The organism is Mycolicibacterium sarraceniae (assembly GCF_010731875.1).
Lineage (GTDB): Bacteria > Actinomycetota > Actinomycetes > Mycobacteriales > Mycobacteriaceae > Mycobacterium > Mycobacterium sarraceniae.
Genome location: NZ_AP022595.1, coordinates 560,860 through 587,039, shown reverse-complemented (window position 1 = coordinate 587,039; position 26,180 = coordinate 560,860). Strand labels below are relative to the sequence as shown.

Sequence of the window (26,180 nt, the reverse complement as noted above, 5' to 3'; positions counted from 1 at the left end):
GAAGACACGACTGAGGTTGTCGAGGTCATCGAGACCCCCGAGGCCACTGAGGTCATCGAAGCAGAGGTCGCCGTCGAGGCCGCCCCGCGTGCCCCGATCATCATCGATCGCCCCATCCAGACCGTCGGCCGACGCAAGGAGGCTGTGGTGCGCGTCCGGCTGGTGCCGGGTACCGGCCAGTTCAACCTGGACGGCCGCACCCTGGAGGCCTACTTCCCGAACAAGGTGCACCAGCAGCTGATCAAGGCCCCGCTGGTGACCGTGGACCGGGTCGACGCTTTTGACATCTTCGCCCACCTCGACGGTGGTGGCCCCTCCGGTCAGGCCGGCGCGCTTCGCCTCGCGATCGCCCGTGCACTGATCCTGGTGCAGCCCGAGGACCGCCCGGCGCTGAAGAAGGCCGGCTTCCTCACGCGTGACCCGCGTGCCATCGAGCGCAAGAAGTACGGCCTCAAGAAGGCCCGCAAGGCGCCGCAGTACAGCAAGCGCTGATCTGGCGCGTATCCCAACGCAACGGCTCGCCGGGCGTCATCTGGTTCCGACTGGAGACGCCCGGCGTTTCGTTTGTGGCCTGAGTCACATCGCAGCTGGCCTGGTCGGCCGCTGAGCGGTACACCCCGTAGCGCACGCTGCCCGCGCCCTGGTGCGGGCAGCGTTGTGCTGTGCCGGCGTCTCGATGTGATGCCGGTTTTGTGGCGACACGGCGATTAGCCTCCACGGTTGTGTCTTGAGCCGGGAGTTATGAGAGGTTGGTCCCCATGGGCCGACTGTTCGGGACCGACGGTGTCCGCGGCGTCGCTAACCGAGAACTGACCGCTGAGCTGGGTCTGGCGCTGGGGGCGGCCGCGGCTCGGCGGCTTGCTGTGACGAGAAGTTCGGGACGGCGGGTGGCGGTTATCGGCCGTGATCCGCGCGCCAGTGGCGAGATGCTCGAGGCGGCGGTGATCGCCGGCGTCACGAGCGAGGGTGTGGACGCACTTCGAGTCGGTGTGTTGCCCACCCCGGCGGTGGCCCACCTGACGGCCGCCTACGGTGCCGACTTCGGCGTGATGATCTCTGCCTCGCACAACCCGATGCCCGATAACGGCATCAAGATCTTCGGCCCCGGCGGACACAAGCTCGACGATGACACCGAGGACCGCATTGAGGAACTCGTCGCGCAGGGGCCCGGTCTGCGACCGATCGGCGCCGAGATCGGCCGCGTGGTCGATGCGAGCGACGCTTTGGAGCGCTACCTGCACCACGTCCGTGCGGCGGCGCCGATCCGGCTGGACGGGCTGACGGTTGTCGTCGATTGCGCCCATGGCGCCGCGTTCCAAGCCGCGCCGCGTGCCTACTACGCCGCGGGTGCGCGGGTGATCGCGATCAATGCCGAACCCGACGGACTGAACATCAACGACGGTTGCGGCTCGACGCATCTGGAGCAGTTACAGGCTGCGGTGGTAGCCCACCGGGCCGATATCGGCCTGGCGCACGACGGTGACGCCGACCGCTGCCTGGCGGTGGATGCGACCGGCCAGGTTGTGGACGGTGACGCCATCATGGTGGTTTTGGCGGTGGGGATGCGCGAAGCCGGTGAGTTGGCGTCGGAGACGCTGGTGGCCACCGTGATGAGCAACCTCGGTCTGCATATCGCTATGCGCGAGGTGGGAATCACAGTGCGTACCACCGGAGTTGGCGACCGCTACGTCTTGGAGGAATTGCGGGCCGGTGAATTCACGTTGGGTGGTGAGCAGTCGGGTCACATCGTGATGCCCGCGCTGGGGACTACCGGTGACGGGATCGCCACCGGCCTGCGGTTGATGGCGCGCATGGCGCAGACCCGGCTGTCGCTGGCCGAGCTGGCGGCGCCGATGCAGACCATGCCGCAGGTCCTGATCAATGTCGCAGTGGCCGATAAGGCGACCGTCGCCGAAGCGCCCGCGGTGCAGAGTGCGGTCCGTGCCGCCGAGGCCGAACTCGGGGACACCGGCCGAATTCTTTTGCGGCCCTCGGGAACCGAGCAGATGGTGCGGGTCATGGTGGAGGCCGCCGACGAGGACACCGCCCGGCAGCTCGCGGTCCGCATCGCCGAATCTGTCAGCGCCGAGGGCTGATCTTCGCGCCACATGGAACCAGCCACCGGGCTGGTGCGTCATACCCAGTCATGGGTAACACTCGTGTGGACACCGCGGCAGTGCGCGCCGCCGCGCAACGCTTTGACACCGTCGCCGGCCTACTCGGCGGCGCATCCCTGAATCGATTGCAGTTCGACGCCCACGGCGCCGGGCGTGTCCATGCCGCCCACGGTGATGCGGTGCGCTCGGCGTTGGACCTGCTGGCGGCCGGGGTTACGCACTGGTCGCGTGCCGCCGAGGAGACCGCCGCGGCGCTGCGCGTCACCGCCGAGCGCTACGGCGACGCCGAGCTGCGTGCGGCGGTCCGGTGACTATCGACGTCGCCGCCCGGCTGGCGGCGGGGCGGGCCTCGGCGATCGATACACAGACCTATGTGTCGGCGTGCCATGTCGTGGGTTACACGCATCCGGACCTCACTGCCCACGGGGCTCAGATCCTGGAATGGTACGGCGGCGAGGACGGTTTGGACCTACGCGCTCTCGACGCGGACTGCGCGCTGTTGCGGGCCGCCGCGGCCACCGCCGATGAGGCATTACGTGTGGCGCAGGACGGCAGCGCTGTGCTGTCGTCGGCGTGGCAGGGCGATTCCGCTTCGGCAGCATCGGAATTCGTCGATCGGCACTGCACAGCCGGAGCGGCGGTGGCCCGTGCGTTGCATACGGCCGCCGATGCCTGCGAGGTCTTACGCGACACGCTGGGTCGGATCGTCGACGAGAAAGTCGATGCGGCGGTATCGATCAACGACCGGCGCGCCGCGCAGCGGCCGGCATGGCTGGCCGCGGCGGCTGGTGTGACGGGCGGGGGAGCGGCACGTGATGAGGCCGTCGGCATGGTCACCCAACAGATCGCGCCCTACGTCGACGCCGATATCCGTACCGAATGGCTGCCAGCGATGCGCTCGGCGACGCAGTCCGTGACGGGGGCCTACGAGGATGCATTACGGCGGTTGAATGACGTTCCCGCAACGTATTTCGAGGTGCCGGGGCAGCTCGGCGCACCGTCTGTGTCGGTGCCGTCGTCCACCCCTGTTTACTCGGCGGCCGAGCCCGCCACCGTAACTGTGCCCGCCGCCGCTGCGTCGGCTCCTGTCGCGGAAGCCGTCCCCGTGTCATCGCCGCCACTACCGGATGCTCTACCCGCTCAACCGCTTCCGTCTCCAGCGCTCGCGGAGCCGCCGGGGGCACTCGGCGCTGGCGCACCCGTGGGAGCGCCGGGCGTGCCGGATGTCAGCGGTGGCATGTCGGGTCTGATGGGTCAGATCGCGGATGCGCTGGGCGGGCTGTTCGACGAGATACCCGAACCGGCCATCGATGATGACCGACCCGAACTCGAGGGCGCCGTCGAACCGGGTGAGGAGAACGACGAGACCGGCGACGTCGTCGGAGCTGACACCGAAGACCCAGTGCCCGAAGAGAATCCGGTCACCGAGGACGTCGTCACCGACGAACCGCAGCCGGTCGACGACCCGGCTGTCACCGCGCCGGCCCCACCGCCACCCGAGCCGCCTGCCGCTGAACCGCTGGCAGCTGAGCAACCCGATGAGCAGACACCGTGTGAGATCGCCGCCGATGAACTAGCCCAGGTGGGCCAGTGACCACCGAGCGCGATCGGCCCGTCGTGCCCGCGTCGCAGCGTCGTCTGCTGCGCCCGGCTGACGAGCAACGCGCTGCGCGTCCACCGGTGATCAGGGCAGCAGCTGTTGCAATTCCTCGACCCACCTGAGGTATTCGCCCGTGTCGGTGGTAGTCGGTGTGGCCAGCAGCGTGGTGACTCCGGCCTCGGTGAAGGCAGCGATCCGTTCTTTGACGAAGCCGCGCGGGCCGATCAGGTTGACGTTGCGCACCAATTCGTCGGGCACCGCGGCGATCGCCTCGGCCTTGCGGCCGGACAGGAACAGATCCTGGATGTGGTCGGCCACTTCGCCGTACCCGTACCGGGTTGCCAGCTTGTGGTAGAAGTTCTGGCCCTTGGCGCCCATGCCGCCGATATAGAGCGCCAGATGCGGCTTAGCCCAGTTCAGCCGCTCCTCGACATCGTCGCCGATGGCCAGCGACACCCCGACCATCACATCGAGTTCGCCGAGTTGGCTGTCGCGCTTGGCTTTTCCGGCCCGCAGCGCATCGCCCCAGACATCGTCGGCCTTCTCCGGGTAGAAGAACACCGGCTGCCACCCTTCGGCGATCTCGGCGGTCAGCTCGACGTTCTTGGGGCCCAATGCGGCGATGGTGATCGGAATCCGTTCCCGCACCGGATGATTGATCAGTTGCAGTGGCTTTCCCAGGCCGGTGCCGCGGTCGGCCGGCAGTGGGATCTGGTAGCTGCGGCCCTGGTGCTGGACACGTTCGCGGCGCCAGACCTGTCGGCAGATGTCGACGACCTCACGAGTGCGGCCCAGTGGCGCGTCGAACGGCACCCCGTGGAAGCCCTCCACCACCTGCGGGCCCGATGTGCCGATGCCGAGACTAAAGCGGCCGTCGGAGACGAAGTCCAGGCCGGCGGCCGTCATCGCCAGCAGGGTCGGGGTCCGGGTGTAGATGGGGAAGACGCCGGACCCCAGCTCGATCGTCGACGTTCTTGCCGCCAGGTAGCCCAACTGGCTGACGGCGTCGTAGGAGTAGGCCTCGGCGACCAGGGCGATGTCCACCCCGGCCTTCTCCAACACCACGATGTGCTCGACGGCCTCGCGGAAGCCGCCCGAGTAGTCCAGAAAGATCCCGGTACGCATGAGGAGGTTATATCACCAACTGGTTGGTTGGGCCTCGATCGCCCTACCTGAGCAGAGCGATGATCTGTTCCTCTGGCGTGACCGGCACCGCCTCGGGGTCGAGCGCTTCCGTCTTGGGCAGCACCGCCTCGGGGTCGGCGAATTCGCGGTAGTCCTTGTCGCCGGTGAGGTGATACAGCAGGAAGCCGGTCAACAGCGCGCGCGTCGTCTTCTGGGTCTTCCGATCCGAGCCCGGCAAGCCCAGCGCCCCCGCGAAGCGTCGCTTCTCAGCCAATCCGGCGGATTCTGCCTTGCTCACGACACGCAGCACCGAGCCTGTCCACGCGGTGGCCAGGTTCTGAGCGTCGGTGCGCAGCGAGATCGCGTCATCGGGTGCGCTGAGCACCAGACCGGGCACCTTCAGCGCCGCGGCGGGCTGTGCAGCGGGAGGTTTGGTCACCGCCGGGAACAACGCCGCGACGGCCTTGGGTGCGCCGGTACCCGCCCCGGACAGACCTGCCGCGGCGAACACCGCGGCCGAACCGCCCAACCCATGCCCGACCAACCCGAGTTTGGTGGGATGCACGCTGATCTCACCGGGGCCTAGCCGCACCCCGGTGATGATGTCGAGGGTGGTGCCCATATCGAAGGCCAGATTCAGGACCGACGGGGCCAGGCCGCGCTCGGTGTTCGGCGCCGCGGCCACGATGCCCCACGAGGCGAGGTGTTCCAGCGTTGTGACGTAGTGATCGGCGTCTGTGAGCCAATCGTGGCCGAAGGCCACCCCGGGCAAATTGAAGCCTGCGGCTGGCGTGTAGACGATGCCGGGAAGCCCGGCAAAGGCCAGGTCACCGCGCAGAACCTGATGACGACCGCGGCGAGTCAGTGCCGCGAAGAGCTTCCGTGTCCGGGCCACCCCACGAACCTAGTCCACCGGGTCGCGCGCGCTACTGCACTACCCTGGAACACCATGTGCGGAATCGTGGCCTACGTCGGGCATCGCCCTGCCCAGGGCGTTGTCGTCGATGCGCTACGGCGGATGGAGTACCGCGGTTACGACTCGTCTGGCATCGCCCTGCTCGACGGTGAGGGCGGCCTTATCGTGCGCCGCCGCGCCGGCCGCCTGACGAACCTCGAGGAAGCACTGGCCGAGACGGATCCCGCCGCACTCGCCGGCACCGCGGGTATGGGCCACACCCGGTGGGCCACCCACGGTCGGCCCACAGACCGCAACGCCCACCCGCATCGCGACGCGGCGGGCACGTTCGCCGTCGTCCACAATGGCATCATCGAGAACTTCGCGACGCTGCGCCAAGAGCTGGAAGCCGACGGTGTGGAGTTCGCCAGCGACACCGATACCGAAGTGGCCGTTCACCTGGTCGCGCACGCGTACGGCCACGGCCCGACCGCCGGCGACTTCGAGGGCTCGGTACTCGCGGTCCTGCGCCGCCTGGAAGGGCACTTCACGCTGGTCTTCACCCACGCCGACGACCCCGGCACCATCATCGCTGCCCGGCGCTCCACCCCCCTCGTGGTGGGCATCGGCGATGGTGAGATGTTCCTCGGCTCCGATGTCGCGGCCTTCATCGAATTCACCCGCGAAGCCGTCGAGCTGGGTCAGGACCAGGCGGTGATCATCACGGCCGACGGCTACCGGATCACCGACTTCAACGGCGTCGATGACACCGCGAGTGCCCGCGAGTTTCATATCGACTGGGACCTGTCCGCCGCCGAAAAGGGCGGCTACGAGTACTTCATGCTCAAGGAGATCGCCGAGCAGCCGGCGGCGGTCGCCGACACCCTGCTCGGCCATTTCGTCGACGGCCGCATCGTGCTCGACGAGCAGCGCCTGTCCGATCAGGAGCTGCGTGAGATCGACAAGGTCTTCATCGTCGCCTGCGGCACCGCGTTCCATTCCGGGCTGCTGGCCAAGTACGCGATCGAGCATTGGACGCGGCTGCCGGTAGAGGTCGAGCTGGCCAGCGAGTTCCGTTACCGCGATCCGGTTCTGGATCGCGGCACCCTGGTGATCGCGATCTCCCAGTCCGGCGAGACCGCCGACACCTTGGAAGCTGTCCGCCACGCCAAGAGCCAGAAAGCCAAAGTGCTGGCGATCTGCAACACCAACGGCAGCCAGATCCCGCGCGAAGCCGACGCAGTCCTGTACACCCGAGCTGGTCCCGAGATCGGGGTGGCGGCAACCAAGACGTTCCTGGCCCAGATCGCCGCCAACTACCTCGTCGGGCTGGCGCTGGCCCAGGCCCGCGGCACCAAATACCCCGACGAGGTCGAGCGGGAGTACCAGGAGCTGGAGTCCATGCCGGATCTTGTCGCGCGGACTCTGGACCACATGGGACCCATCACCGCGCTGGCACAGCAGTTCGCGACCTCACCCACGGTGTTGTTCCTGGGCCGTCACGTCGGCTACCCGGTGGCACTCGAGGGTGCGCTCAAGCTCAAGGAACTGGCGTACATGCACGCCGAGGGTTTCGCCGCCGGTGAGCTCAAGCACGGCCCGATCGCGCTGATCGAGGACGGACTGCCCGTCATCGTGGTGATGCCGTCGCCCAAGAATGCGGCGACGTTGCACGCCAAGCTGTTGAGTAATATCCGCGAGATCCAGGCCCGTGGAGCGATCACGATCGTGATCGCGGAGGAGGGTGACGATACGGTGCGCCCGTACGCCGATCACATCTTCGAAATACCCGCGGTATCAACGCTTTTCCAGCCGTTGTTGTCGACGGTCCCCCTGCAGGTGTTCGCCGCGGCGGTAGCTCGGGCTCGCGGTTACGACGTCGACAAGCCGCGCAACCTGGCCAAGTCCGTCACGGTCGAATAGACCGGCACGTAACCTTGGTGCCGATGCGGCACTACTACACCGCCGACGCGATCCGCGCCGCCGAGGCGCCCTTGTTGGCCAGCCTGCCCGACGGCGTGCTGATGCGTCGTGCCGCCTATGGATTGGCGACCGCGGTTGCGGCGGAGCTGCGGGATCGCACCGGTGGGTTGGTCGGGCGCCACGTGTGCGCGGTCGTCGGGTCGGGTGACAACGGCGGCGACGCGCTGTGGGCGGCGACCTTTTTGCGGCGCCGTGGGGTGGCGGCGTCCGCGGTGTTGCTGAACCCCGATCGCACCCACGCCAAGGCGTTGGCGGCGTTTCGTTCCGCTGGCGGCCGGTTGGCGCCCGCCGTGCCGCCATCGGCGGATCTGGTGCTCGACGGCGTCGTCGGCATCTCCGGCACGGGTCCGCTGCGCGAGGCTGCCGCCGAGGTGTTTGCCGTGGTCGAGGCTGCCGGGATTTCGGTGGTGGCCGTCGACATTCCCAGCGGTATCGATGTGCAGACCGGTGCAATCGCCGGGCCCGCGGTTCGGGCGGTGCTGACCGTGACCTTCGGCGGGCTCAAACCCGTTCATGCCCTGGCTGATTGTGGCCGAGTCGAACTCATCGACATCGGGCTGGACCTGCCCGACACCGACCTGCTGAGCGTGCAGGCCGCTGACGTCAAGGCGCGCTGGCCGCTGCCCGGCGTGCACGACGACAAGTACAGCCAGGGTGTCACCGGCATCATGGCGGGCTCGTCCACCTATCCCGGTGCGGCGATCCTGTGCACCGGGGCCGCGGTGGCTGCGACATCGGGAATGAAGCGCTATGCCGGCTCCGCGGCGGCCGAGGTGGTGTCCCACTGGCCCGAGGTGGTGGCCGCCCCGAACCCGCACGCGGCCGGACGGGTGCAGGCCTGGGTCGTCGGACCCGGGCTCGGCACTGACGAAAAGGCTCTTAGTGCGTTGACTTTCGCGCTCGGCAGCGCTGTGCCGGTGGTGGTCGACGCCGACGCCCTGACGCTGCTGGCCGCTCAACCGGAGCTGGTGGCTGGCCGCACGGCACCGACGGTGCTGACCCCGCACGCCGGCGAGTTCGCCCGTTTGAACGGCTCGCCGCCGGGGGAGGACCGGGTGGCGGCCACCCGCAGACTGGCCGACGCGCTCGGCGCGACCGTGCTGCTGAAGGGCAATGTCACCGTCATCGCCGATCCATCTGGTCACGTCTACCTCAATCGAGCCGGCGGGTCGTGGGCGGCGACCGCCGGTTCCGGTGACGTGCTGTCCGGAATCATCGGGGCGCTGCTCGCCGCGGGCCTCCCGCCGGCAGAAGCGGCCGCTGCGGCGGCATTCGTGCACGCTCGCGCCGCCAACGTCTCGGCTGCTGATCCCGGTCCGACATCGGTGCCCGCATCGGCGTCGCGCATCCTCGCCCACATCCGTCAAGCCATCGCAGAACTGTAGAAAGGACCCCTGTGCCCCACGTCAAGTACCGCTCCCCGTCGATTGCACCGGCCTATACCGGGCGGTTGTCCACCGATCCCATCCCGTCGCTGCGGCTACCCGCCGAGGCCATGGAACCCTCCGCGGCATACCGGTTCATCCACGACGAGCTGATGCTCGACGGCAGCTCCCGGCTCAACCTCGCGACATTCGTCACCACATGGATGGACCCCGAGGCCGAGAAGCTGATGGCCGAGACGTTCGACAAGAACATGATCGACAAAGACGAGTACCCGGCTACCGCGGCCATCGAGTCGCGTTGTGTGGCAATGGTCGCCGACCTGTTCCATGCCGAGGACCTGCGCGATGACGACGCGGCCACCGCGGTTGGGGTGTCCACGATCGGTTCATCGGAGGCGGTGATGCTCGGCGGGCTGGCCCTGAAGTGGCGCTGGAAGGAGCGCGTCGGGGACGAGCGGAAGGGCCGGACCCCCAACCTGGTGATGGGCTCCAATGTGCAGGTGGTGTGGGAGAAGTTCTGCCGCTACTTCGAAGTCGAGCCGCGTTACATCCCGATGGCAGAGGACCGCTACGTCATCACCGCCGAACAGGTTCTCGACTACGTCGATGAGGACACCATCGGTGTGGTGGGAATCCTCGGCACCACCTACACCGGCGAACTGGAACCGATCGCCGAGATCTGTGCGGTATTGGACAAACTGCAGCAGGACAAGGGACTTGATATCCCGGTGCACGTCGATGCGGCCAGCGGCGGGTTTGTGGTGCCGTTTCTGCACCCGGACGTCAAGTGGGACTTCCGGCTCCCGCGGGTGGCCTCGATCAACGTCAGCGGCCACAAGTATGGGCTGACCTATCCGGGCATCGGATTCGTGGTGTGGCGCAACGCCGGTGCGCTTCCCGAGGATTTGGTGTTCCGGGTGAACTACCTCGGCGGTGACATGCCGACGTTCACGCTGAACTTCTCGAAGGCCGGCAACCAGGTGGTCGGTCAGTACTACAACTTCCTGCGACTCGGCCGCGCCGGCTATACCCATGTGATGCAATGCCTGTCGGCGACGGCGCGCTGGCTGTCCGACCAGTTGGAGGGCTGCCAGCACTTCGAGGTGATCTCCGACGGGTCGGCGATCCCGGTGGTGGCGTTCCGGCTCAAAGGCGGCTTCGAATACAACGAGTTCGATGTATCGGCGGCGCTGCGCTCCTACGGTTGGCAGGTGCCCGCCTACACCATGCCCGAAGGCGCCGAGAACATTTCGGTGCTGCGGGTGGTGGTGCGTGAGGGCTTCTCCGCCGATCTGGCCCGCTCGCTATGGGCGGATCTGAATGCCGTGCTGACGCACCTCGATGCGATCAAGCCCGGCGGGTACTTCACCCAGGAGCATTTCTCGCACTAGGCACCATCAGCTGCTCGGCGCGGGGACAGTGCCGAGCAGCGCATTGAACGCTTCGGTCATCGACGGGTGCGTGTAGATCGCATCGCCAGGGCCACGGCGTTGATGACTTCATGGGAGTCGTAGCTGAGAAGTGCTGCGCCAAAGACTTTGTCGATACCGATGTCCCGCAGGCATGCCGAGATGTCGGAGCCCTAGCGCACCCGCTCATTGGCCGGGTCGTAAATCGCCGTGAGTGACACGGTGATCGGGTAGGTTTCGCCGCCGACATTGACAGCGTAGGAACCTGCCCGCACCCAGTCGGGCGTGACAACCCCGTCGTCGGTGGAGCGCACGTAGCCGAGGCCGACGCAAGCCCCGGTGGTGGCACCCCACGCCGCCGAACTGACCTGTCCGGCAACGGCGCCGTCGCGCAGGATCAGCTCGCCGCCCCACAGCATCGGCTCGGACGAGTCGACGGCGAAGCTGACCAGCCGCCGGCAGGGGCCCTGCGCCTTGGCCTTCTCCACCGCTGCACGGCCGAGAAAGTCGATATCGGACGAAAGCTTGCAGGCGAAGAGCAGGCCGGCCTCGACGGGACTGTCGCCCGGGGTCAGCTCCCGGCCGAAGGCCCGGTACCCCTTCTCCAGGCGCATCGACTCGATGGCGTAATAGCCGCCCTGCACGATGCCGAATCGCTCACCGGCCAAGAGTAGGTCCTCGTAGACACCCACCGCGAGTTCAGTGGGAACATAGATTTCCCAACCTAATTCGCCGACATAGGTGATCCGGGTGGCCCGCACCGTTGCATGGCCCAACGAGATCAGCGCACTGGTGGCGAAGGGGAACGCGGCGTCGGACAGGTCGGCGTCGGTGAGACTGCTCAGCAGCTCGCGTGACTTCGGGCCCATAACGCCGAACACCGCCATCGAGGACGTGACGTCCACCAGCTCGGCGTGTGCGCCGGCCGGCAGGTTTCTGCGGATGTGGTCCTTGTCCCGTTCGGTGGTGGCCGCACTGCTGACGATCAGGAATTCCTGTGCGCCGGTGCGGGTGACGGTGACGTCGGACTCGTAGGTGCCGCGCTCGTTGAGCAGGCCGGTATACACCGATTTGCCGACTGGCACAGCGACATCGGCGGTGCAGAGCCACTGCAGTGCGGCCTCGGCTCCAGGCCCGGTGAGCACATACTTGGAGAACGAGGTCTGGTCGAAGACCGTGACCGCCGTGCGGGTGTTCACCTGTTCGTTGGCCGACCACGGCAGCCAGTTCTGTTTTCCCCACGAGTATTCGATGACCGGCTTACTGCCCGGCGGGGCGAAGAAGTTGGCTCGCTCCCAGCCCATCCTGCTGCCGAAGTTGGCGTTTGCTGCGACCAGCAGGTGGTGCACCGGTGAACGCCGGAATGGTCGCGCTGTCGCCAGTTCGCGGTTGGGCCAAGGGATCTCGTAATGTACGCCGAGAATCTCGGCGACCCGGTCATGCAGCCAGGCCACGTTACCGTTGAACGGTGCGAAGCGGCGGATGTCGACGCTGGTGAGATCGGTGGTGGGGGAGCCGTTGACGATCCACTCCGCGAGTGCGCGCCCGGCCCCGCCCGCCGAGGCGATGCCCACCGAGTTGAAGCCCGCGCCGACGAAGAAGTTGGTGCACTCGGGTGCCTCACCGAGGATGAACTGGTTGTCCGGGGTGAAACTCTCGGGCCCGTTGTAGAGCTTCTTGCACCCGGTGTGCTCCAGATCGGGAATCCGCAACACAGCGTTGTCCATCAGGATTTCGAAGTGCTCCCAGTCCTCTTCGAGGAGCTGGAACTCGAACGGGTAGGGGATCTTGTCCGGTGCCACCCACGGTTTGGCCTCCGGCTCGAAGCCGCCGATGACCAGCCCGCCGACCTCCTCCTTGAAGTAGGTGTAGCCGTCGGGATCGCGCAGGATCGGCAGGTCGGGGTGCACACCGGCGATCGTTTCGGTGACGACGTAGAAGTGTTCGGCGGAGTACAGCGGCACATTGACTCCGGCCATCGCACCGATCGCCTTGGCCCATTGCCCCGCGCAATTGACCACGATCTCGGCCTCGATATCGCCGGCGTCGGTGCGCACGCCGGTCGCTCGTCCCCCGTCGGTGAGCACATCGAGCACCCGGACGTGTTCGAACACCGTGGCGCCGCGCTGCCGCGCACCCTTGGCCAGTGCCATCGTCAGGTCCGTCGGATTCGCCTTGCCGTCGGCCGGCAGCCAGATGGCGCCGACCAGATCGTCGGTCCGCATCACCGGGTAGTGCTCGTAAGCCTCGTCGGGGCTGAGCAGTTCGCAGTCGAGTTGATAAGCCGCCGCATTGGCCGCGGTGCGGCGCAGCTGCGTCATCCGATCCTCGGTGCGCGCCACGGTCACGCCGCCGCACTTCTTGTACCCGGCGCTCAACCCTGTCTCGGCCTCCAGTTGCGCGTAGAGCTGCGTCGAGTACTGCACCAGCCGGGTGCCGCTCTCCGAAGCGCGCAACTGCCCCACCAGACCGGCGGCGTGCCAGGTCGTTCCGCACGAGAGTTGACCCTGCTCGATCAGCACGACGTCGGCCCGGCCGAGCTTGGTGAGGTGATAGGCGACGCTGGTGCCGATAACGCCGCCACCGATGATGACGATCTGGGCGCGGCCGGGCAACTCTTGCGTGGGCATGGATTCCTATCGATCGTCAGTCGGATGCTTGCGCGTCGGCGAGCAGGTGGGGGAAGTCGGGCCCACGGAATTCGGCGACGGCGGACTCGTAGCGCTCCATCGCCCATTCCCAGAAGTCGAAATCCAAGGTGCTGGAACCATTCTGGATACATCCCCACAGCGTCCAGCCGTACTTGCCGACTATTCCCTGCAGGCGCGCCCGCGCTGTTTTGTGCCGTTGCCGGCGACCGTAGTACAGCGTGACCAGTTCGTCGAGCTGATCGGTGGACAGCCCGCATTCGGCCCAGATATTGCCCAGCTCGAAACAGGGGTCGTTGTTGCCGGAGTATTCGTAGTCGATAAGCCAGACCTTCTCGCCGTCGTCGACGAAGTTGCCTGCCAGTAGATCGTTGTTGCACGGCACGGTGGTGTGCTCCGCGGGCCCGAGAATCCTTCTCACTGCCTGGAATTCGCGGGTGTAGTACAGGTAGTCGGTCGGTATCCGGAAGCCGCGCTCCTGCACCACCTTCAGATAGGCGGGCTGGCGCTCGAACATATTGAACCGGTCGCGGAAGCGTGGGCCGGCATGCAGTGCCCGACAACCGGCGGCTACCCGTGCCAGCACATCGGGGCGTTGCATATCGGCGTTGGTCAATGTGGTGCCTTCGAGGAAGCCCACCAGGAGAACGCCCAGATCGGGGCGGTAGTCGATCACCGGCGCGCCGACACCGGCCTGCTCGGCGGCCCTGCTGTTGACGTACTCGTTGTCGCGGTCGATGCCGAGGAGTCCGGTGCTGTTGACACTGCACCGCGCGACGTAGATCGCCCTGGGCGTGGTGACCTTGATGTTTCGGTTGGTCAGGCCGCCGGAGAGTTCCTCCAGCTGGCGTGGTTGTCCGGCCAGTACCGGGAGTTGGTCCAGCAATGCATCCAGTTCCGGATCAGACAGGAACGGCATACCAATATCCTCCGCCGGAAAGGGCATCGCGTCTAAAAGACTAGACTATTGGCTTGTGTCGATGCCAACGCTTGCCCGTGAGGTGATATCGGCCTGGGCTCGCGCCCGGCGCCCTGCGGTGATCTTCGACTTCAACGGGACCCTGTCCGATGACGAGCCGATCCTGTTCCGCATCTTCGGCGAGCTGTTCGACGAGCACCTGGGCTGGGCGATGGCCCAGCAGGACTACGACAGCCAGCTACTGGGCCACAGCGACCGCGAGATCGTCGAGAGGGCGCTGCAGATCACCGGCCACCACGATCGCGACGTCGACGCGCTGCTTGCCGTGCGCAAACGGCGCTACCGCGAACTGGTCGCCGACGACAACCCGATCCAGCCCGACACCGTGCACCTGGTGCAGCTGCTGGCCGAGCATGGGGTGCCGCTGGCCATCGTCACCGGCGCCCAACGTGACGATGTCCGTGCCGTGCTGGAAAGCAGCCCGGTCGGTGACCTGATCCGCATCGTCGTCGCCGAAGAGGATGTCACTCGCGGCAAACCAGATCCGGAAGGCTTCCTCGCCGGTGCCGCCCAACTGAATTGTGCACCAACCGATATCGTGGTATTCGAAGATTCAGTGCCCGGGATTCGGGGCGCTCTGGCAGCCGGTATGCGGTGCATCGCCGTGGGCACCGCGCCCAGTGACGAGCTGCTGGCGGCGGCGCCGGCGTTGATCCCTAGGTTGTCGGCGGACGTCGTCGAACACGTGCTGTCCGACCTTTAGGACGCCGGCGAGGTTTCCACTTGGGCGTCAGGCCCGCCGTCGACGCGCGAGCGCACCCGGATGCGGGTGCGATCGGAGCGGAAGTAGTCGTGGGAGAACTCCACCGGGACATTGTTGCGGTCGTATGCGGTTCGCGTGACCAGCAAGAGGGGGTCGCCGACGGCCACGCCGAGCAGCCCGGCCGACGACTCGGATGCCGGGGTGGCCTCGATGTGCTCGTCAGCCGAGAGCAACGGGGTGTCGAAGTGGTCGGCCATCAGCGCGTACACCGAGCCGGTGAGGTCGGCGGAGAGCAGGCGGGGAAACCGGGCGGTCGGCAGGTAGGTCTCTTCCAGCAGTACGGGCGTGTTGTTGGCAGACCGGATGCGGATGATCTCGTGCACGTACGCGCCGCTTGTGAGCTGCAATGCCTGGCGCACCACGGCAGGCGCGAGTCGGGTGGTAGCCCGGATCACCCGCGCGCCGGCGGACATGTCCAGCCTGCGCAGCTGCTCGGTGAAACCCGGCATCCCAGTGTGGTCGAACTCCAGGCGCGGCGTCTCGACGAAATTGCCCCCAAACCGCCCCCGGCTGCGCCGGATCAGCCCCTTGGCTTCGATGGCCGCCAGCGCTTGCCGCAGCGTCATCCGGCTCACGCCCAGCGCACCGGCGATCTCGACCTCGCAGGGCAGCTTGTCGCCCGGCGTCAACCGGCCGGTGACGATGAGTTTCTCCAGCCAGACAGCAATCCGGGAATGGGCGGGATGTTCGGATGGGCCGCCGAGGTCCGGCCGTTGAGCCAGAACGGCGTCGTCCATCGACAGCACCCGCATTCCGACGACTTTACCGCCCGCGGTGGCCACGAAATAACAGGTCAGTGCCCTATGCGAGCTTCTGGGTCAGCTTCTGGGACAATTGGCGGCGGTGACATGAACATGCACACGACTTCGTTGACCCCGTCGACGCACACCCAGGTTTCCGGTCCAGGCGCTGAAGCGCTCATCGATCTCGGGGCGATCGCCCACAACGTGCGCACTTTGCGTGAGCACGCGGGGTCCGCCCAGGTGATGGCGGTTGTCAAGGCCGACGGCTACGGCCACGGCGCAGTACAGGCCGGTCGGACCGCGGTCGCCGCCGGGGCGGCGGCGCTCGGTGTCGCGACCATCGATGAGGCGGTGGCGCTGCGCACCGGCGGCATCACCGCGCCGGTGCTGGCCTGGCTGCATCCACCCGGCACCGATTTCGCCCCAGCCCTGGCCGCCGATGTCGAGGTCGCGGTGTCCTCGGCGCGTCAGGTCGCCGAACTGCTTGACGCGGTCGCGCGCACGGGACGCACCGCCGACGTCACCGTCAAGGTGGACACCGGACTGAACCGCAACGGTGTCAGCATCGCCGACTACCCGACAGTCCTGACCGAACTGCAGCGCGCCGCTGCCGCCGACGCGATCCGGCTGCGCGGCATCATGTCGCATCTGGCCAACGGTGACGCCCCCGATGATCCACTCAACGACATCCAGGCGCAACGTTTCACCGATGCGATCACTGAAGCGCGTAGGCGTGGAATCGAATTCGAGGTTGCCCATCTGTCGAACTCGCCGTCGGCGATGACGCGACCGGACCTGGGTTTCGACATGGTTCGCCCCGGTATCGCGGTCTACGGACTGAGCCCGATCCCCGAACACGGCGACATGGGATTGCGCCCGGCGATGACGCTGAAATGCGCTGTCACGATGGTCAAACCGGTCAAGGCCGGTGCCGGAGTGTCGTATGGGCACACCTGGATCGCGCAGCGAGACACCACTCTGGCGCTGCTCCCGATCGGCTACGCTGACGGGCTGTACCGCCCGCTCGGCGGCCGGATCGATGTGCTGATCAACGGTCGGCGGAGACCGAGCGTCGGCCGGGTCTGCATGGACCAGTTCGTCGTCGATCTCGGCCCCGGTGCGCCTGACGTGGCCGAGGGCGATGAGGCAATCCTGTTCGGGCCGGGAACATCCGGCGAGCCGATGGCCCAGGACTGGGCGGATCTGCTCGGTACCATTCACTACGAGGTGGTCACCAGCCCACGCGGACGGGTGGTGCGCACGTATCGAGAGGCCGACACCGGTGGGCACTGACGACGAGGCGAACTCCAAGCGCGGGATCGATGACCGGTTGGCGCGCCGCGCGGCCAAGAGTGCCGAGCGGCTGGCCCACAAGGCCGATCACCCCGGTCTGGGTGCCGGCAAGAAGGCCGGGCTGCTGGCCGGGATGGCCGGGTTGAGCGCAGTCGGCACGGTGGCCGGGGTGTCAGCGGCCCGCGCCCTCGGGCACCGCTCGGCGGCCGAAGATCTCTATCAGCGTGAGGATTTCGGGCTCCTAAATGCTGACCGGGGATGTGTCGTCACCACGCCGGACGGTATCCCGCTGGTGGTGCGTGAAGTCGGTCCGACCACCGCGCCGCTGACTGTGGTGTTCGCCCACGGGTTCTGCCTGCAGATGGGATCGTTTCACTTCCAGCGTGCGGCCCTGGCCGCCCGCTGGGGTGATCAGGTCCGGATGGTGTTCTACGACCAGCGTGGTCACGGCCAGTCCAGTCCCGCGCCGGTCGAGACGTACACCGTGACCCAGCTCGGTCAGGATCTGGAAACCATTCTGCAAGTGATGGTTCCGCGCGGACCGATCGTGCTCGTCGGGCATTCGATGGGCGGTATGACGGTGCTCTCGCATGCCCGCCAGTTCCCCAAGCAGTACGGCAGCCGCATCGTCGGGGCTGCGCTCATCTCCTCGGCGTCGGAGGGACTATCCCGCTCGCCATTGGGCGAGATCCTGCAGAACCCCGCGCTGGAGGCGGTGCGCTTCGCCGCGCGTTATGCGCCCAAGTTCGTGCACCGGACCCGCGGCGCGGCCCGGTCTGTGGTTCGCCCGATCCTGCGCGCCGCCTCCTACGGTGACGATCACATGAGCCCGCGCGTTGTGGCTTTCTCTGAGGAGATGATTCACGACACTCCGATCGCGACCCTGGTCGAATTCCTGCATGCCCTGGAAGTTCACGACGAGAGCGCGGCGCTGCCTGTGTTGGCCAGGATCCCCACGTTGATCGCCTGCGGCGACCACGATGTGCTCACCCCGGTCGTGTACTCCGAAGAGATGGCCGATGCGTTGCCTGATAGCGATCTGCTGATCGTCGGCGGCGCAGGGCATCTGGTACAGCTCGAGCAGCCCGAGCTGATCAATGACGCGCTGGTTGAGTTGGTCGAGCGCGCCACACCGTCGAGACTGATCGCCTTGTCCCGCCGGCTCAAGGACCGCGCCCGTGGATAGGACGCAGGCGGACAGCGGTACGGCAGAGCTGCCCACCGTCGAGGACACCATCGCACTGGGCGAACAGCTCGGCCGGCAGCTCCGCGCCGGCGATGTGGTGGTGCTATCCGGGCCTCTGGGGGCGGGAAAGACCGCTTTCACCAAGGGGATTGCGCTCGGCATGGATGTCGAGGGGCCGGTGACCTCGCCGACGTTCGTCCTGGCCCGGGTGTATCGAGCACGACGGGCCGGACAACCCGAACTGGTGCATGTCGATGTCTACCGCTTGCTCGAGCACATCGGTGCCGATCTACTGGCCGAACTGGATTCTCTGGATCTGGACGCCGATCTCGATGACTCCGTCGTCGTAGTCGAGTGGGGCGAAGGACTGGCCGAGCGACTTTCCGCGAATCATCTCGACATCACGCTGGCGCGCGGCGCCGACGGTGAGGTGCGCACGGTGACCTGGCAATGGAATCACGAATGATCCGCAACGTTCTTGTCATCGACACCGCCACTCCAGCCGTCACCGCCGCGGTGGTGATCCGTGGTGAGGGTCTTGTCGTCGCCGGCGAGCGCATCACCCTCGACGCGCGCGCTCACGCTGAGACGCTAACCCCCAATGTGGTTGCGGCCGTGGCGGACGCGGGGATGACGATGTCCGACCTGGACGCCGTCGTCATCGGTTGCGGCCCAGGTCCGTTCACCGGTCTGCGCGTCGGGATGGCCACCGCCGCCGCCTACGGACACGCCCTGAACCTGCCTGTGCGCGGCGTGTGCAGCCTGGACGCCGTCGGCATCGAGACTACCGGCGAGGTGCTGGTGGTCACTGATGCTCGCCGGCGCGAGATGTACTGGGCGCGGTATCGCGATGGGCAGCGCATCGACGGCCCCGACGTGGCCGCACCCACTGATGTGCCGGTCGGTGATGCCGAAGCCGTGGCGGGATCGCCTGAGCACGCCGGTTTGTTCGCGCTGCCTGTCGTTGGCCCGGCCTACCCGACGGCGACGGGTTTGGTTGCCGCCGTGACCGATTGGACGGGCGAGCCCGCCCCGCTGGTGCCGCTGTATCTGCGCCGCCCAGACGCCAAGACCCTGGCCGAACGCGGGGTGCTGCGGTGAACGTCCTGTACGGCCCGCTGGCCAAGGGCGACGCCGCGCGCTGCGAGGAGCTGGAGAACCAGCTGTTCGACGGCGACGACCCGTGGCCGGAACTCGCGTTCATCCGTGAGCTGGCCGCCCCGCACAACCGCTATGTCGCCGCGCGGGTTGACGACAAGCTCGTCGGTTACGCCGGCATCTCCCGGCTGGGCCGAGCCGAACCGTTCGAGTACGAAATCCACACCATCGGTGTCGATCCCGCATATCAGGGACACGGCATCGGGCGGCAGATGATGATCGATCTGCTCGGCGCGGTGGGCCCGGAGTCGCTGGTATACCTCGAAGTCCGCACCGACAACGAGCCGGCGATCGCGCTGTACACCAGTCTCGGCTTCAGATGCGTCGGCGTGCGTAAGCGCTACTACCGGGTCAGCGGCGCTGATGCCTACACCATGCGACGGGACCCGGCATGATCATTCTGGCCATCGAAAGCTCCTGTGACGAAACCGGAGTCGGCATTGCCCGGCTCGACGAGGACGGCACGATCACACTGCTGGCCGACGAGGTGGCCTCCAGCGTCGACGAACACGCCCGGTTCGGCGGGGTGGTCCCCGAGATCGCCTCGCGCGCGCATCTGGAAGCGCTCGGGCCGACCATGCGCCGGGCGCTGCAGACCGCCGGCATCGGCAAGCCCGACGTCGTCGCGGCCACCATCGGACCCGGTTTGGCCGGGGCCCTGCTGGTCGGTGTGGCCGCCGCCAAGGCCTACGCCGCGGCGTGGGGGGTGCCGTTCTATGCCGTCAACCACCTCGGTGGGCATCTGGCCGCCGATGTCTACGACCACGGTCCGCTACCGGAATGTGTTGGCCTACTGGTGTCGGGCGGGCACACCCACCTGCTGCACGTGCGCTCCCTCGGTGAGCCGATCGTCGAACTCGGCAGCACCGTCGACGACGCGGCAGGGGAGGCCTACGACAAGGTGGCCCGGCTGCTAGGCCTGGGCTATCCGGGCGGACGACCGCTCGATGAGCTCGCCCGCACCGGCGATCCCGGCACGATCGTCTTCCCGCGCGGCATGACCGGCCCGCGCGATGAGCCCTTCGCGTTCTCGTTCAGCGGCCTCAAAACCGCTGTCGCCCGCTACGTCGAAAGCCACCCCGACGCACCGACCGCCGACGTCGCCGCCGGGTTCCAGGAGGCCGTCGCCGATGTGTTGACCGCCAAGGCGGTGCGGGCGGCCGGCGAGCTGGGGGTGTCGACGCTACTGATCGCCGGCGGGGTGGCGGCCAATTCGCGATTGCGAGAACTGGCCGAGGAGCGTTGCGCAGCAGCAGGTTTGACGTTACGGGTGCCGCGGCCGCGGTTGTGCACCGACAATGGGGCGATGATCGCCTCGTTTGCCGCGCACCTGATCGCCGCTGGAGCCGCACCATCGCGGCTAGATGTGCCCAGTGACCCTGGTCTGCCGGTGTTGACCGGCCACGTGGCATGACCCTTTCGCCGGGTGAGGCTGTGGCCGCGTCGATCTCGGCAAAGTTGTTCGATAGCGACGGGCTCGCGCGGCCGGTGCGTACATCGGGTCGTCGATGACGTGGGGTCACTTCTAGGACCTGCGCGACGCATTCGACTTCTTCGGCCGGTTCCCCTCCCGCTTCGCCCAGCTTGCACCGGTGTCGAACGCCAACCCCAGCCGACTTTTATCAAACTAGTGCGCATGTTGGTCGTGCATCTTGGCGAGGATTGCGGCGAGGTCAGCCGTGTTTGGACATCCGGTGCGTCCGTTCGGGTGTTCTGCTTGTCGGTGAGCTGATCGGCTCTGGTGTGTCGGGTGCGGCGGCAGGTGTGGAGCGGATCGGTGCTGCGGTTGCGGTGTCGGCAGGTGGCCGACTGCATGCGGCGCGGGCAGTCGTCGGGGGCGTTGCTGGCCCGCCTGGCCACGGGGCAGGGGTCCAGCACTGGGGCCGCTGCGCGGCCGGTCGGTGAACGCCTTGTGGGAGCGGTCGGCGACGCTGTCGAGCGGCCGGGCCGGGCCGGTCTTATCGCGCACCGGGGGGTGGGGTTGATGATGACGGTGACGTGCTTGTCGCCGCGGTGGGTGTGCCGCCCGATGTGCTCATCGACCCCGATCACCGCCACCTGAGCGGCTCGTGGGTCAATGTGCGGGTGGTTGCTGTCAGGCGGGCTGCTCTGTTTCCCGCAATGCCGGCACTATCGATCTTCGTGGGCGATCCGGCGGGCTAGCACGGCGCGATCAGTGCTGCGTTGCTGGCCGGTGATCGCCAATCCACGCTTGTTGAGGCGGGAGTAACTCGTGGGCTGCGAATGAGCCCAGCGATTCCTGACGCTTGTGTTAGTTTTTTCGCGGCATTGTCGTGGTGACTTTTGCCGTACCGGGGCATTTTTTGCGGCGAGAGGCTGGGGCAATGACCGAGGGCAGTGGTGTGGAGTTGAATTCGTTGTCGGCGTCGGTGTGGGCGGCGGTGGTCAATGACATGGGCCTCGATGACAGTGGTCCGGCTCATCGGCGTGAGAAGCCGCGTGGCGCGGGCCGGCGGATCACTGCCTATGGCTGGTTGGGTGCGGGTGCGATGACCCTGGGTGTGGGTGCCGCTTTGGTGGGTGGTTCGGGGGTGGCTCATGCCGATACCGGCGAGGGTTCTGGCTCGTCGGCGGCCAGTAGCAGAGCTGACGCCCCGGCCAAGACTGTGAAGACGGGTGTGGTTTCCAGTCGGCCGTCGACGGCGCCTTCTTCGGCGTCTTCTCAGGCGGCGTCTTCTTCGGCGTCGTCTTCTGTGGCGTCGCGGGGTGCGATGTCGGGTCAGCGGTCGTCGGCTGGTGCGGGTGCGGCCCGTGGTGGTGCGCCCGCGGGGAGCGGTAGCGCGTCGTCGGTGGTGGTGCGCTCGGCTGTCTCCTCCGAGGGTTTCCTCGTCGACCGCGACCGCGACCGGGACCGGGGCCGGGTCGGGTGTTCTGGTGAACGGTCCTGCCTCCGCGAAGTCGGCGTCTGCGTCTGCGTCGGTGTCGGTGTCGGTGTTACCGGTGCCGAACAGTTTGATCACGGCGGCACTGTCGAATCCGGCGTTGCCGTCGAGTTGGACTCGCTTTATCGCGATCTTCGTGTCCAATGGCACCGCGGCTCATCCCAATGCTGGCCTGTTACTCGGCAACGGCTATAGCTACACCCGTCGACCTGCACGGGGGCGCGGTGTGCAACGGCGGTCGCGGCGGTGGCCTGTTGGGCAACGGCGGTAACGGCTACAACGGTGGTAACGGCGGCAGTGCGGGCCTGATGGGTAACGGTGGGGCCGGTGGGGCGGGCTCGAGTGGTCAAGCCGGCGGTGCGGCGGCTCGGGTGGCCTGCTCTACGGTAACGGCGGGACCGGCGGGTCCGGCGGGGCTGGTGGGGCTGGCGGCAGGGCGGTGACGCCGGGATGCTGTCGCTCTACGGTAACGGCGGTCGTGGCGGTGCTGGCGGGTCTGGTGGGTCCGGTGGGGACGGCGGGGCGAGTGGGTTCTGGTTGGGCAATGCCGGTGCCGGTGGTGACGGCGGGTCCGGCGGGGCCGGTGGTGACGGCGGCGATACGAGGTTGTTCACCCTGTGGGGCCGTGGCGGGGCCGGTGGTGACGGTGGTAGCGGCGGCGCGGGTGGTGATGGCGGCAGGGGCGGATACCTGATCGGCAGCGGCGGCGCGGGCGGTCAGGGCGGAAACTCCACTGACGTGTCGGCTGCGGGCGGGGCCGGCGGTCATGGTGGCAGCACCGGCTTGTTGTCGATCTGGGGTGACGGCGGTAGCGGCGGCGCGGGCGGTACCGGGGCTAACGCTGTCGGCATCGGCGGCACGGGCGGTGCCGGCGGGGCCGGTGGTGATGGCGGGCTGGGCAGCTGGATCTTCGGCCGCTCCGGTGACGGTGGTGTCGGGGGCACGGGTGGGGTCGGCGCTCAGGGAGTCGCTGGAACCAACGGTGCCGATGCGACCATCCCCGGCGGGGTCGGCGGGACGGGCGGTACCGGCGGGGTCGGCGGGACGGGCGGCACCGGTGGGGCCGGCGGGCAGGCCGGGAACGGGTGGTTGTTCTGGCGCGGACGCGACGGTGACGGCGGTGACGGCGGGGCCGGCGGTCGCAGCGGGACGGGCGGTACCGGTGGACGAGGCGGTGATGGTGATGCCGCCACTCCTGATGGCGGCACCGGCGGCAACGGCGGCACCAGTGGTGCCGCCGGTATCGGCGGGGCCGGGGGTGTGGCCGGTGGGACCGGAGCGACCGCGGGTCACACCGGTGCCACCGGCGTCAGCGGCGTGTCCGGTGACGGCGGTATCGGCGGTGACGGCTACAACGCCGGGGCCGATCCCAGCGCTGTGCCGGGTACCGCTGGCGGTAACGGTGGCGCCGGCGGTGACGGCGGGTCTACCGGTAATGGTGGTGCCGGCGGTGCTGGTGGTAGCGGTGCGGCCGGCATGGCCGGAGCGTTGGGGACGAACGGAAGCGGCGGCGGTCTCGGCGGTAACGGTGGTGCCGGCGGGCGTGGTGGCTCGATCTCGGGTAACGGCGGTGCCGGTGGGGTCGGCGGCCTCGGCGGGGTCGGCGGCGCTGGCGGTGTCGGTGTGACCGGACTCGACGGCGCGACCGCCGGTGCGCAGGGCCAAGCCGGCGGTAACGGCGGTATCGGCGGTATCGGCGGGGCTGGCGGTAACGGCGGTGCTGGTGGGGTGGCCCTGGGTTCGGGTAGCGCGGGCGGCAACGGTAACGGCGGTAACGGCGGGGCCGGCGGTAGTAGCGGGACAGGCGGCACCGGCGGACGAGGCGGTGATGGTGATGCCGCCACTCCTGATGGCGGTACCGGCGGTAACGGCGGCACCAGTGGTGCGGGCGGTATCGGCGGGGCCGGGGGTGCCGCCGGTGGGACCGGAGCCACCGCGGGTCACACCGGCGCCACCGGCGTCAGCGGCGTGTCCGGTAACGGCGGTAACGGCGGTGACGGCTACAACGCCGGGGCCGACCCCAGCGCTGTGGCGGGTACCGCCGGCGGTAACGGCGGCGCCGGCGGTGACGGCGGGTCTACCGGTAATGGTGGTGCCGGCGGTGCTGGTGGTAGCGGTGCGGCCGGCATGGCCGGAGCGTCGGGGACGAACGGAAGCGGCGGCGGTCTCGGCGGTAACGGTGGTGCGGGCGGGCGTGGTGGCTCGATCTCGGGTAACGGCGGTGCCGGTGGGGTCGGCGGCCTCGGTGGGGTCGGCGGGGTCGGCGGCGATGGTGTGACCGGACTCTCCGGTGCGGCCGCCGGTGCGCAGGGCCAAGCCGGTGGTGACGGCGGCACCGGCGGTATCGGCGGGCTGGTGGTAACGGCGGTGCTGGTGGGGTGGCCCTGGGTTCGGGTAGCGCGGGCGGCAACGGTAACGGCGGTAACGGCGGGGCCGGCGGTCGCAGCGGGACAGGCGGCACCGGTGGACGAGGCGGTGATGGTGATGCCGCCACTCCTGATGGCGGTACCGGCGGTACCGGCGGCACCAGTGGTGCCGCCGGTATCGGCGGACGAAGTGCCCCGGCACACCGAACGACCGCGGGTCACACCGGTGCCACCGGCGCCAGCGGCGTGTCCGGTAACGGCGGTAACGGCGGTGACGGCTACAACGCCGGGGCCGACCCCAGCGCGGCACCGGGTACCGCCGGCGGTAACGGCGGCGCCGGCGGCGCGGCTGCCGCTGGTGGCATCAACGGCGACGGCGGCAAGGGCGGTGACGGCAGCGCCGGCGCGGCGGGCGTCGATGGCGCGACAGCCGGGGCCGCTGGCGGCACCGGCGGGGCGGGTGGCGCGGGTGGGTTCGGCGGCGCGGCCGGAACCGGGGCAGGTACCGCAGGCACCGCAGGCACCAACGGCGACGGCGGTGTCGGCGGGGCCGGCGGCAACGGCGCCGACGGCTCTGCCGGCGTAGCAGGCGGCCGGCGGCGGGACCAACGGGCGGCCGGCGTCGGCGCCACCAACGGCGACGGCGGCAACGGCGGGACCGGCGGGACCGGCGGCACCGGTGCCACCGGGATCGACGGCACCGACGGCGCCAAAGGCACCAACGGCACCACCGGCGGGATCGGCGCCGCGGGCGGCGCCGGCGGCAACGGCGGGCAGGCCGGAAGCGGCCCAGGCACGGCGGGCAACCAGGGCGACGGCGGCGGCGGCGGCGGCGGCGGGGTCGGCGGGACCGGCGGGGACGGCGGGTCCAGCATCGCCGGTAACGGCGGGGACGGCGGTGCCGGCGGCGGCGGCGGGACCGGCGGGACCGGCGGCAACGGCCTCACCGGCGGGACCGGCGGCGACGGCGGGACCGGCGGGACCGGCGGGGACGCCGGCGCCCCAGGCTACGGCGGCCCCGGCGGCCCCGGCAGTGCCGGCAGTCCCGGCACGCCCGGCGCCGCGCCCAGCGGCGGGACCGGCGGTGCCGGCGGCGGCGGCGGGACCGGCGGTGCCGGCGGTACCGGTGCCGCCGGCTAGGCATAAACCGCCGCTGCGCGGGGAAGCTGGCGGGCTTCAGACGGGAGAAACCGTCGAGCCCGCCGGCACCGGGTGGAAGCCGATCGTCGCGTCCTCGGCGCGGCGTTATCCGCCAGCTTGCCGCAGGGCTCGCCTGGCTCGACACGGCTGACCTGATCCAGGCGGTCATAGCGCGGTGCGTCGATCTCGATGCTCAGCGCGCCCAGATCGTCGTCGCGCTGCTCGCAGCGATCGCGCCCCGATCACCGGGACAACCCCGGTGGACCAGCATCGGGATCGCTCGAGCAGAACGGCGTCGACGGTAGCCGACTCACGGCCACCGTCTTCACTGTGCGCTAGCCGATTCAGCGATGTGCCGCTCTATCACCTCGGTCTCGGTGCTGGTGCGGATCCCCTGGACCCCACGGAATTGCGCTACCTCGCCGACCGGTGCTTACTTCGTCACCGGGTTCGATCTCCCCGACGGCGACGACGGTGTCACCCAAGA

General features: G+C 68.5%; 22 protein-coding genes and 1 pseudogene. 18 read left to right on the top strand and 5 right to left on the bottom strand.

Annotated elements, in window-relative coordinates:
• Positions 1-27: 27 nt before the first annotated feature.
• The 4 genes from rpsI to G6N13_RS03035 all read left to right on the top strand — a co-directional run bounded on the left by rpsI (position 28) and on the right by G6N13_RS03035 (position 3,711).
• Positions 28-492 carry a 30S ribosomal protein S9 gene (gene rpsI, locus G6N13_RS03050; protein WP_163701622.1) on the top strand — a complete coding sequence of 155 codons (465 nt, stop codon included), beginning with the start codon at positions 28-30 and terminating at the stop codon, positions 490-492.
• A 266-nt stretch (positions 493-758) separates the two neighbouring features.
• Positions 759-2,096 (top strand): phosphoglucosamine mutase, encoded by a 1,338-nt coding sequence (gene glmM, locus G6N13_RS03045; protein WP_163694756.1) that lies wholly within the window; start codon positions 759-761, stop codon positions 2,094-2,096.
• Between the two features lie 50 nt (positions 2,097-2,146).
• On the top strand, positions 2,147-2,428 hold the full coding sequence (locus G6N13_RS03040) for a type VII secretion target (RefSeq protein WP_163694755.1): 282 nt from the start codon (positions 2,147-2,149) through the stop codon (positions 2,426-2,428).
• Positions 2,425-3,711, top strand: a complete 1,287-nt coding sequence (locus G6N13_RS03035; protein ID WP_163694754.1) for a hypothetical protein — start codon at positions 2,425-2,427, stop codon at positions 3,709-3,711. The genes G6N13_RS03040 and G6N13_RS03035 overlap by 4 nt, the downstream gene beginning before the upstream one ends.
• 90 nt (positions 3,712-3,801) lie before the next feature.
• On the opposite strand, the gene G6N13_RS03030 is transcribed toward G6N13_RS03035, so the two are convergent.
• Positions 3,802-4,842, bottom strand: a complete 1,041-nt coding sequence (locus tag G6N13_RS03030; RefSeq protein WP_163694753.1) for an LLM class F420-dependent oxidoreductase — start codon at positions 4,840-4,842, stop codon at positions 3,802-3,804.
• Between the two features lie 43 nt (positions 4,843-4,885).
• A complete protein-coding gene (locus G6N13_RS03025; protein WP_163694752.1) occupies positions 4,886-5,737 on the bottom strand; it encodes a dienelactone hydrolase family protein in 852 nt (283 codons plus the stop codon).
• A 54-nt stretch (positions 5,738-5,791) separates the two neighbouring features.
• Here G6N13_RS03025 and glmS point away from each other — a divergent pair, with 54 nt between their 5' ends.
• From glmS to G6N13_RS03010, 3 genes are read left to right on the top strand one after another with little or no spacing between them, the layout of a single operon-like run.
• Positions 5,792-7,660 carry a glutamine--fructose-6-phosphate transaminase (isomerizing) gene (glmS, locus tag G6N13_RS03020; protein WP_163694751.1) on the top strand — a complete coding sequence of 623 codons (1,869 nt, stop codon included), beginning with the start codon at positions 5,792-5,794 and terminating at the stop codon, positions 7,658-7,660.
• Positions 7,661-7,683: 23 nt separating this feature from the next.
• Positions 7,684-9,105 carry an NAD(P)H-hydrate dehydratase gene (locus tag G6N13_RS03015; RefSeq protein WP_163694750.1) on the top strand — a complete coding sequence of 474 codons (1,422 nt, stop codon included), beginning with the start codon at positions 7,684-7,686 and terminating at the stop codon, positions 9,103-9,105.
• A gap of 11 nt (positions 9,106-9,116) precedes the next feature.
• Positions 9,117-10,496: a glutamate decarboxylase gene (locus G6N13_RS03010; protein WP_163694749.1), complete on the top strand. Its 1,380-nt coding sequence runs from the start codon at positions 9,117-9,119 to the stop codon at positions 10,494-10,496.
• A 191-nt stretch (positions 10,497-10,687) separates the two neighbouring features.
• On the opposite strand, the gene G6N13_RS03005 is transcribed toward G6N13_RS03010, so the two are convergent.
• Together G6N13_RS03005 and G6N13_RS03000 are read right to left on the bottom strand one after the other, a co-directional pair.
• Positions 10,688-13,144 carry a GcvT family protein gene (locus G6N13_RS03005; protein ID WP_163694748.1) on the bottom strand — a complete coding sequence of 819 codons (2,457 nt, stop codon included), beginning with the start codon at positions 13,142-13,144 and terminating at the stop codon, positions 10,688-10,690.
• A gap of 16 nt (positions 13,145-13,160) precedes the next feature.
• A complete protein-coding gene (locus G6N13_RS03000) occupies positions 13,161-14,081 on the bottom strand; it encodes a phosphotransferase (protein WP_163694747.1) in 921 nt (306 codons plus the stop codon).
• A gap of 61 nt (positions 14,082-14,142) precedes the next feature.
• Between G6N13_RS03000 and G6N13_RS02995 the strand changes: the two genes are divergently transcribed.
• Positions 14,143-14,844 carry an HAD family hydrolase gene (locus G6N13_RS02995; protein WP_163701619.1) on the top strand — a complete coding sequence of 234 codons (702 nt, stop codon included), beginning with the start codon at positions 14,143-14,145 and terminating at the stop codon, positions 14,842-14,844.
• On the opposite strand, the gene G6N13_RS02990 is transcribed toward G6N13_RS02995, so the two are convergent.
• On the bottom strand, positions 14,841-15,686 hold the full coding sequence (locus G6N13_RS02990; RefSeq protein WP_235677910.1) for a GntR family transcriptional regulator: 846 nt from the start codon (positions 15,684-15,686) through the stop codon (positions 14,841-14,843). The two genes, G6N13_RS02995 and G6N13_RS02990, sit on opposite strands and share 4 nt — an antisense overlap.
• 66 nt (positions 15,687-15,752) lie before the next feature.
• Between G6N13_RS02990 and alr the strand changes: the two genes are divergently transcribed.
• The 10 genes and pseudogenes from alr to G6N13_RS26045 all read left to right on the top strand — a co-directional run bounded on the left by alr (position 15,753) and on the right by G6N13_RS26045 (position 25,693).
• The gene (gene alr / locus G6N13_RS02985; protein WP_163694746.1) at positions 15,753-16,940 is read left to right on the top strand and encodes an alanine racemase; all 1,188 of its coding nucleotides are present in this window, start codon (positions 15,753-15,755) and stop codon (positions 16,938-16,940) included.
• A gap of 133 nt (positions 16,941-17,073) precedes the next feature.
• On the top strand, positions 17,074-18,126 hold the full coding sequence (locus tag G6N13_RS02980; protein WP_163701611.1) for an alpha/beta fold hydrolase: 1,053 nt from the start codon (positions 17,074-17,076) through the stop codon (positions 18,124-18,126).
• Positions 18,119-18,592, top strand: coding sequence for a tRNA (adenosine(37)-N6)-threonylcarbamoyltransferase complex ATPase subunit type 1 TsaE (gene tsaE, locus G6N13_RS02975; protein ID WP_163694745.1), 474 nt, complete (start codon positions 18,119-18,121; stop codon positions 18,590-18,592). The genes G6N13_RS02980 and tsaE overlap by 8 nt, the downstream gene beginning before the upstream one ends.
• Complete coding sequence (gene tsaB / locus G6N13_RS02970) at positions 18,589-19,227, top strand: tRNA (adenosine(37)-N6)-threonylcarbamoyltransferase complex dimerization subunit type 1 TsaB (RefSeq protein ID WP_163701614.1); 639 nt, start codon at positions 18,589-18,591, stop codon at positions 19,225-19,227. Before tsaE ends, tsaB begins: the two co-directional genes overlap by 4 nt.
• Entirely contained in the window at positions 19,224-19,679 is a 456-nt protein-coding gene (gene rimI, locus G6N13_RS02965; RefSeq protein WP_163694744.1) for a ribosomal protein S18-alanine N-acetyltransferase, read from the top strand. The genes tsaB and rimI overlap by 4 nt, the downstream gene beginning before the upstream one ends.
• On the top strand, positions 19,676-20,698 hold the full coding sequence (gene tsaD, locus G6N13_RS02960; protein WP_163694743.1) for a tRNA (adenosine(37)-N6)-threonylcarbamoyltransferase complex transferase subunit TsaD: 1,023 nt from the start codon (positions 19,676-19,678) through the stop codon (positions 20,696-20,698). Before rimI ends, tsaD begins: the two co-directional genes overlap by 4 nt.
• 336 nt (positions 20,699-21,034) lie before the next feature.
• Positions 21,035-21,346 (top strand): hypothetical protein, encoded by a 312-nt coding sequence (locus G6N13_RS26050; protein ID WP_163694742.1) that lies wholly within the window; start codon positions 21,035-21,037, stop codon positions 21,344-21,346.
• Positions 21,347-21,629: 283 nt separating this feature from the next.
• A complete protein-coding gene (locus G6N13_RS02950) occupies positions 21,630-22,382 on the top strand; it encodes a hypothetical protein (RefSeq protein ID WP_163694741.1) in 753 nt (250 codons plus the stop codon).
• 29 nt (positions 22,383-22,411) lie between these two features.
• The gene (locus G6N13_RS26345) at positions 22,412-22,630 is read left to right on the top strand and encodes a hypothetical protein (protein WP_268949074.1); all 219 of its coding nucleotides are present in this window, start codon (positions 22,412-22,414) and stop codon (positions 22,628-22,630) included.
• 163 nt (positions 22,631-22,793) lie between these two features.
• Positions 22,794-25,693, top strand: a pseudogene (locus G6N13_RS26045) (PE family protein).
• The last annotated feature ends 487 nt before the right edge of the window (positions 25,694-26,180 follow it).

Bases quoted from the DNA above. Each gene is read 5' to 3' on its own strand.
- glmM (WP_163694756.1), top strand. From the start codon at position 759: ATGGGCCGACTGTTCGGGACCGACGGTGTCCGCGGCGTCGCTAACCGA.
- G6N13_RS03040 (WP_163694755.1), top strand. From the start codon at position 2,147: ATGGGTAACACTCGTGTGGACACCGCGGCAGTGCGCGCCGCCGCGCAA.
- G6N13_RS03030 (WP_163694753.1), bottom strand. From the start codon at position 4,842: ATGCGTACCGGGATCTTTCTGGACTACTCGGGCGGCTTCCGCGAGGCC.
- glmS (WP_163694751.1), top strand. From the start codon at position 5,792: ATGTGCGGAATCGTGGCCTACGTCGGGCATCGCCCTGCCCAGGGCGTT.
- G6N13_RS03015 (WP_163694750.1), top strand. From the start codon at position 7,684: ATGCGGCACTACTACACCGCCGACGCGATCCGCGCCGCCGAGGCGCCC.
- G6N13_RS03005 (WP_163694748.1), bottom strand. From the start codon at position 13,144: ATGCCCACGCAAGAGTTGCCCGGCCGCGCCCAGATCGTCATCATCGGT.
- G6N13_RS03000 (WP_163694747.1), bottom strand. From the start codon at position 14,081: ATGCCGTTCCTGTCTGATCCGGAACTGGATGCATTGCTGGACCAACTC.
- G6N13_RS02995 (WP_163701619.1), top strand. From the start codon at position 14,143: ATGCCAACGCTTGCCCGTGAGGTGATATCGGCCTGGGCTCGCGCCCGG.
- alr (WP_163694746.1), top strand. From the start codon at position 15,753: ATGAACATGCACACGACTTCGTTGACCCCGTCGACGCACACCCAGGTT.
- G6N13_RS02980 (WP_163701611.1), top strand. From the start codon at position 17,074: ATGGCCGGGTTGAGCGCAGTCGGCACGGTGGCCGGGGTGTCAGCGGCC.
- tsaB (WP_163701614.1), top strand. From the start codon at position 18,589: ATGATCCGCAACGTTCTTGTCATCGACACCGCCACTCCAGCCGTCACC.
- tsaD (WP_163694743.1), top strand. From the start codon at position 19,676: ATGATCATTCTGGCCATCGAAAGCTCCTGTGACGAAACCGGAGTCGGC.
- G6N13_RS02950 (WP_163694741.1), top strand. From the start codon at position 21,630: ATGACCGAGGGCAGTGGTGTGGAGTTGAATTCGTTGTCGGCGTCGGTG.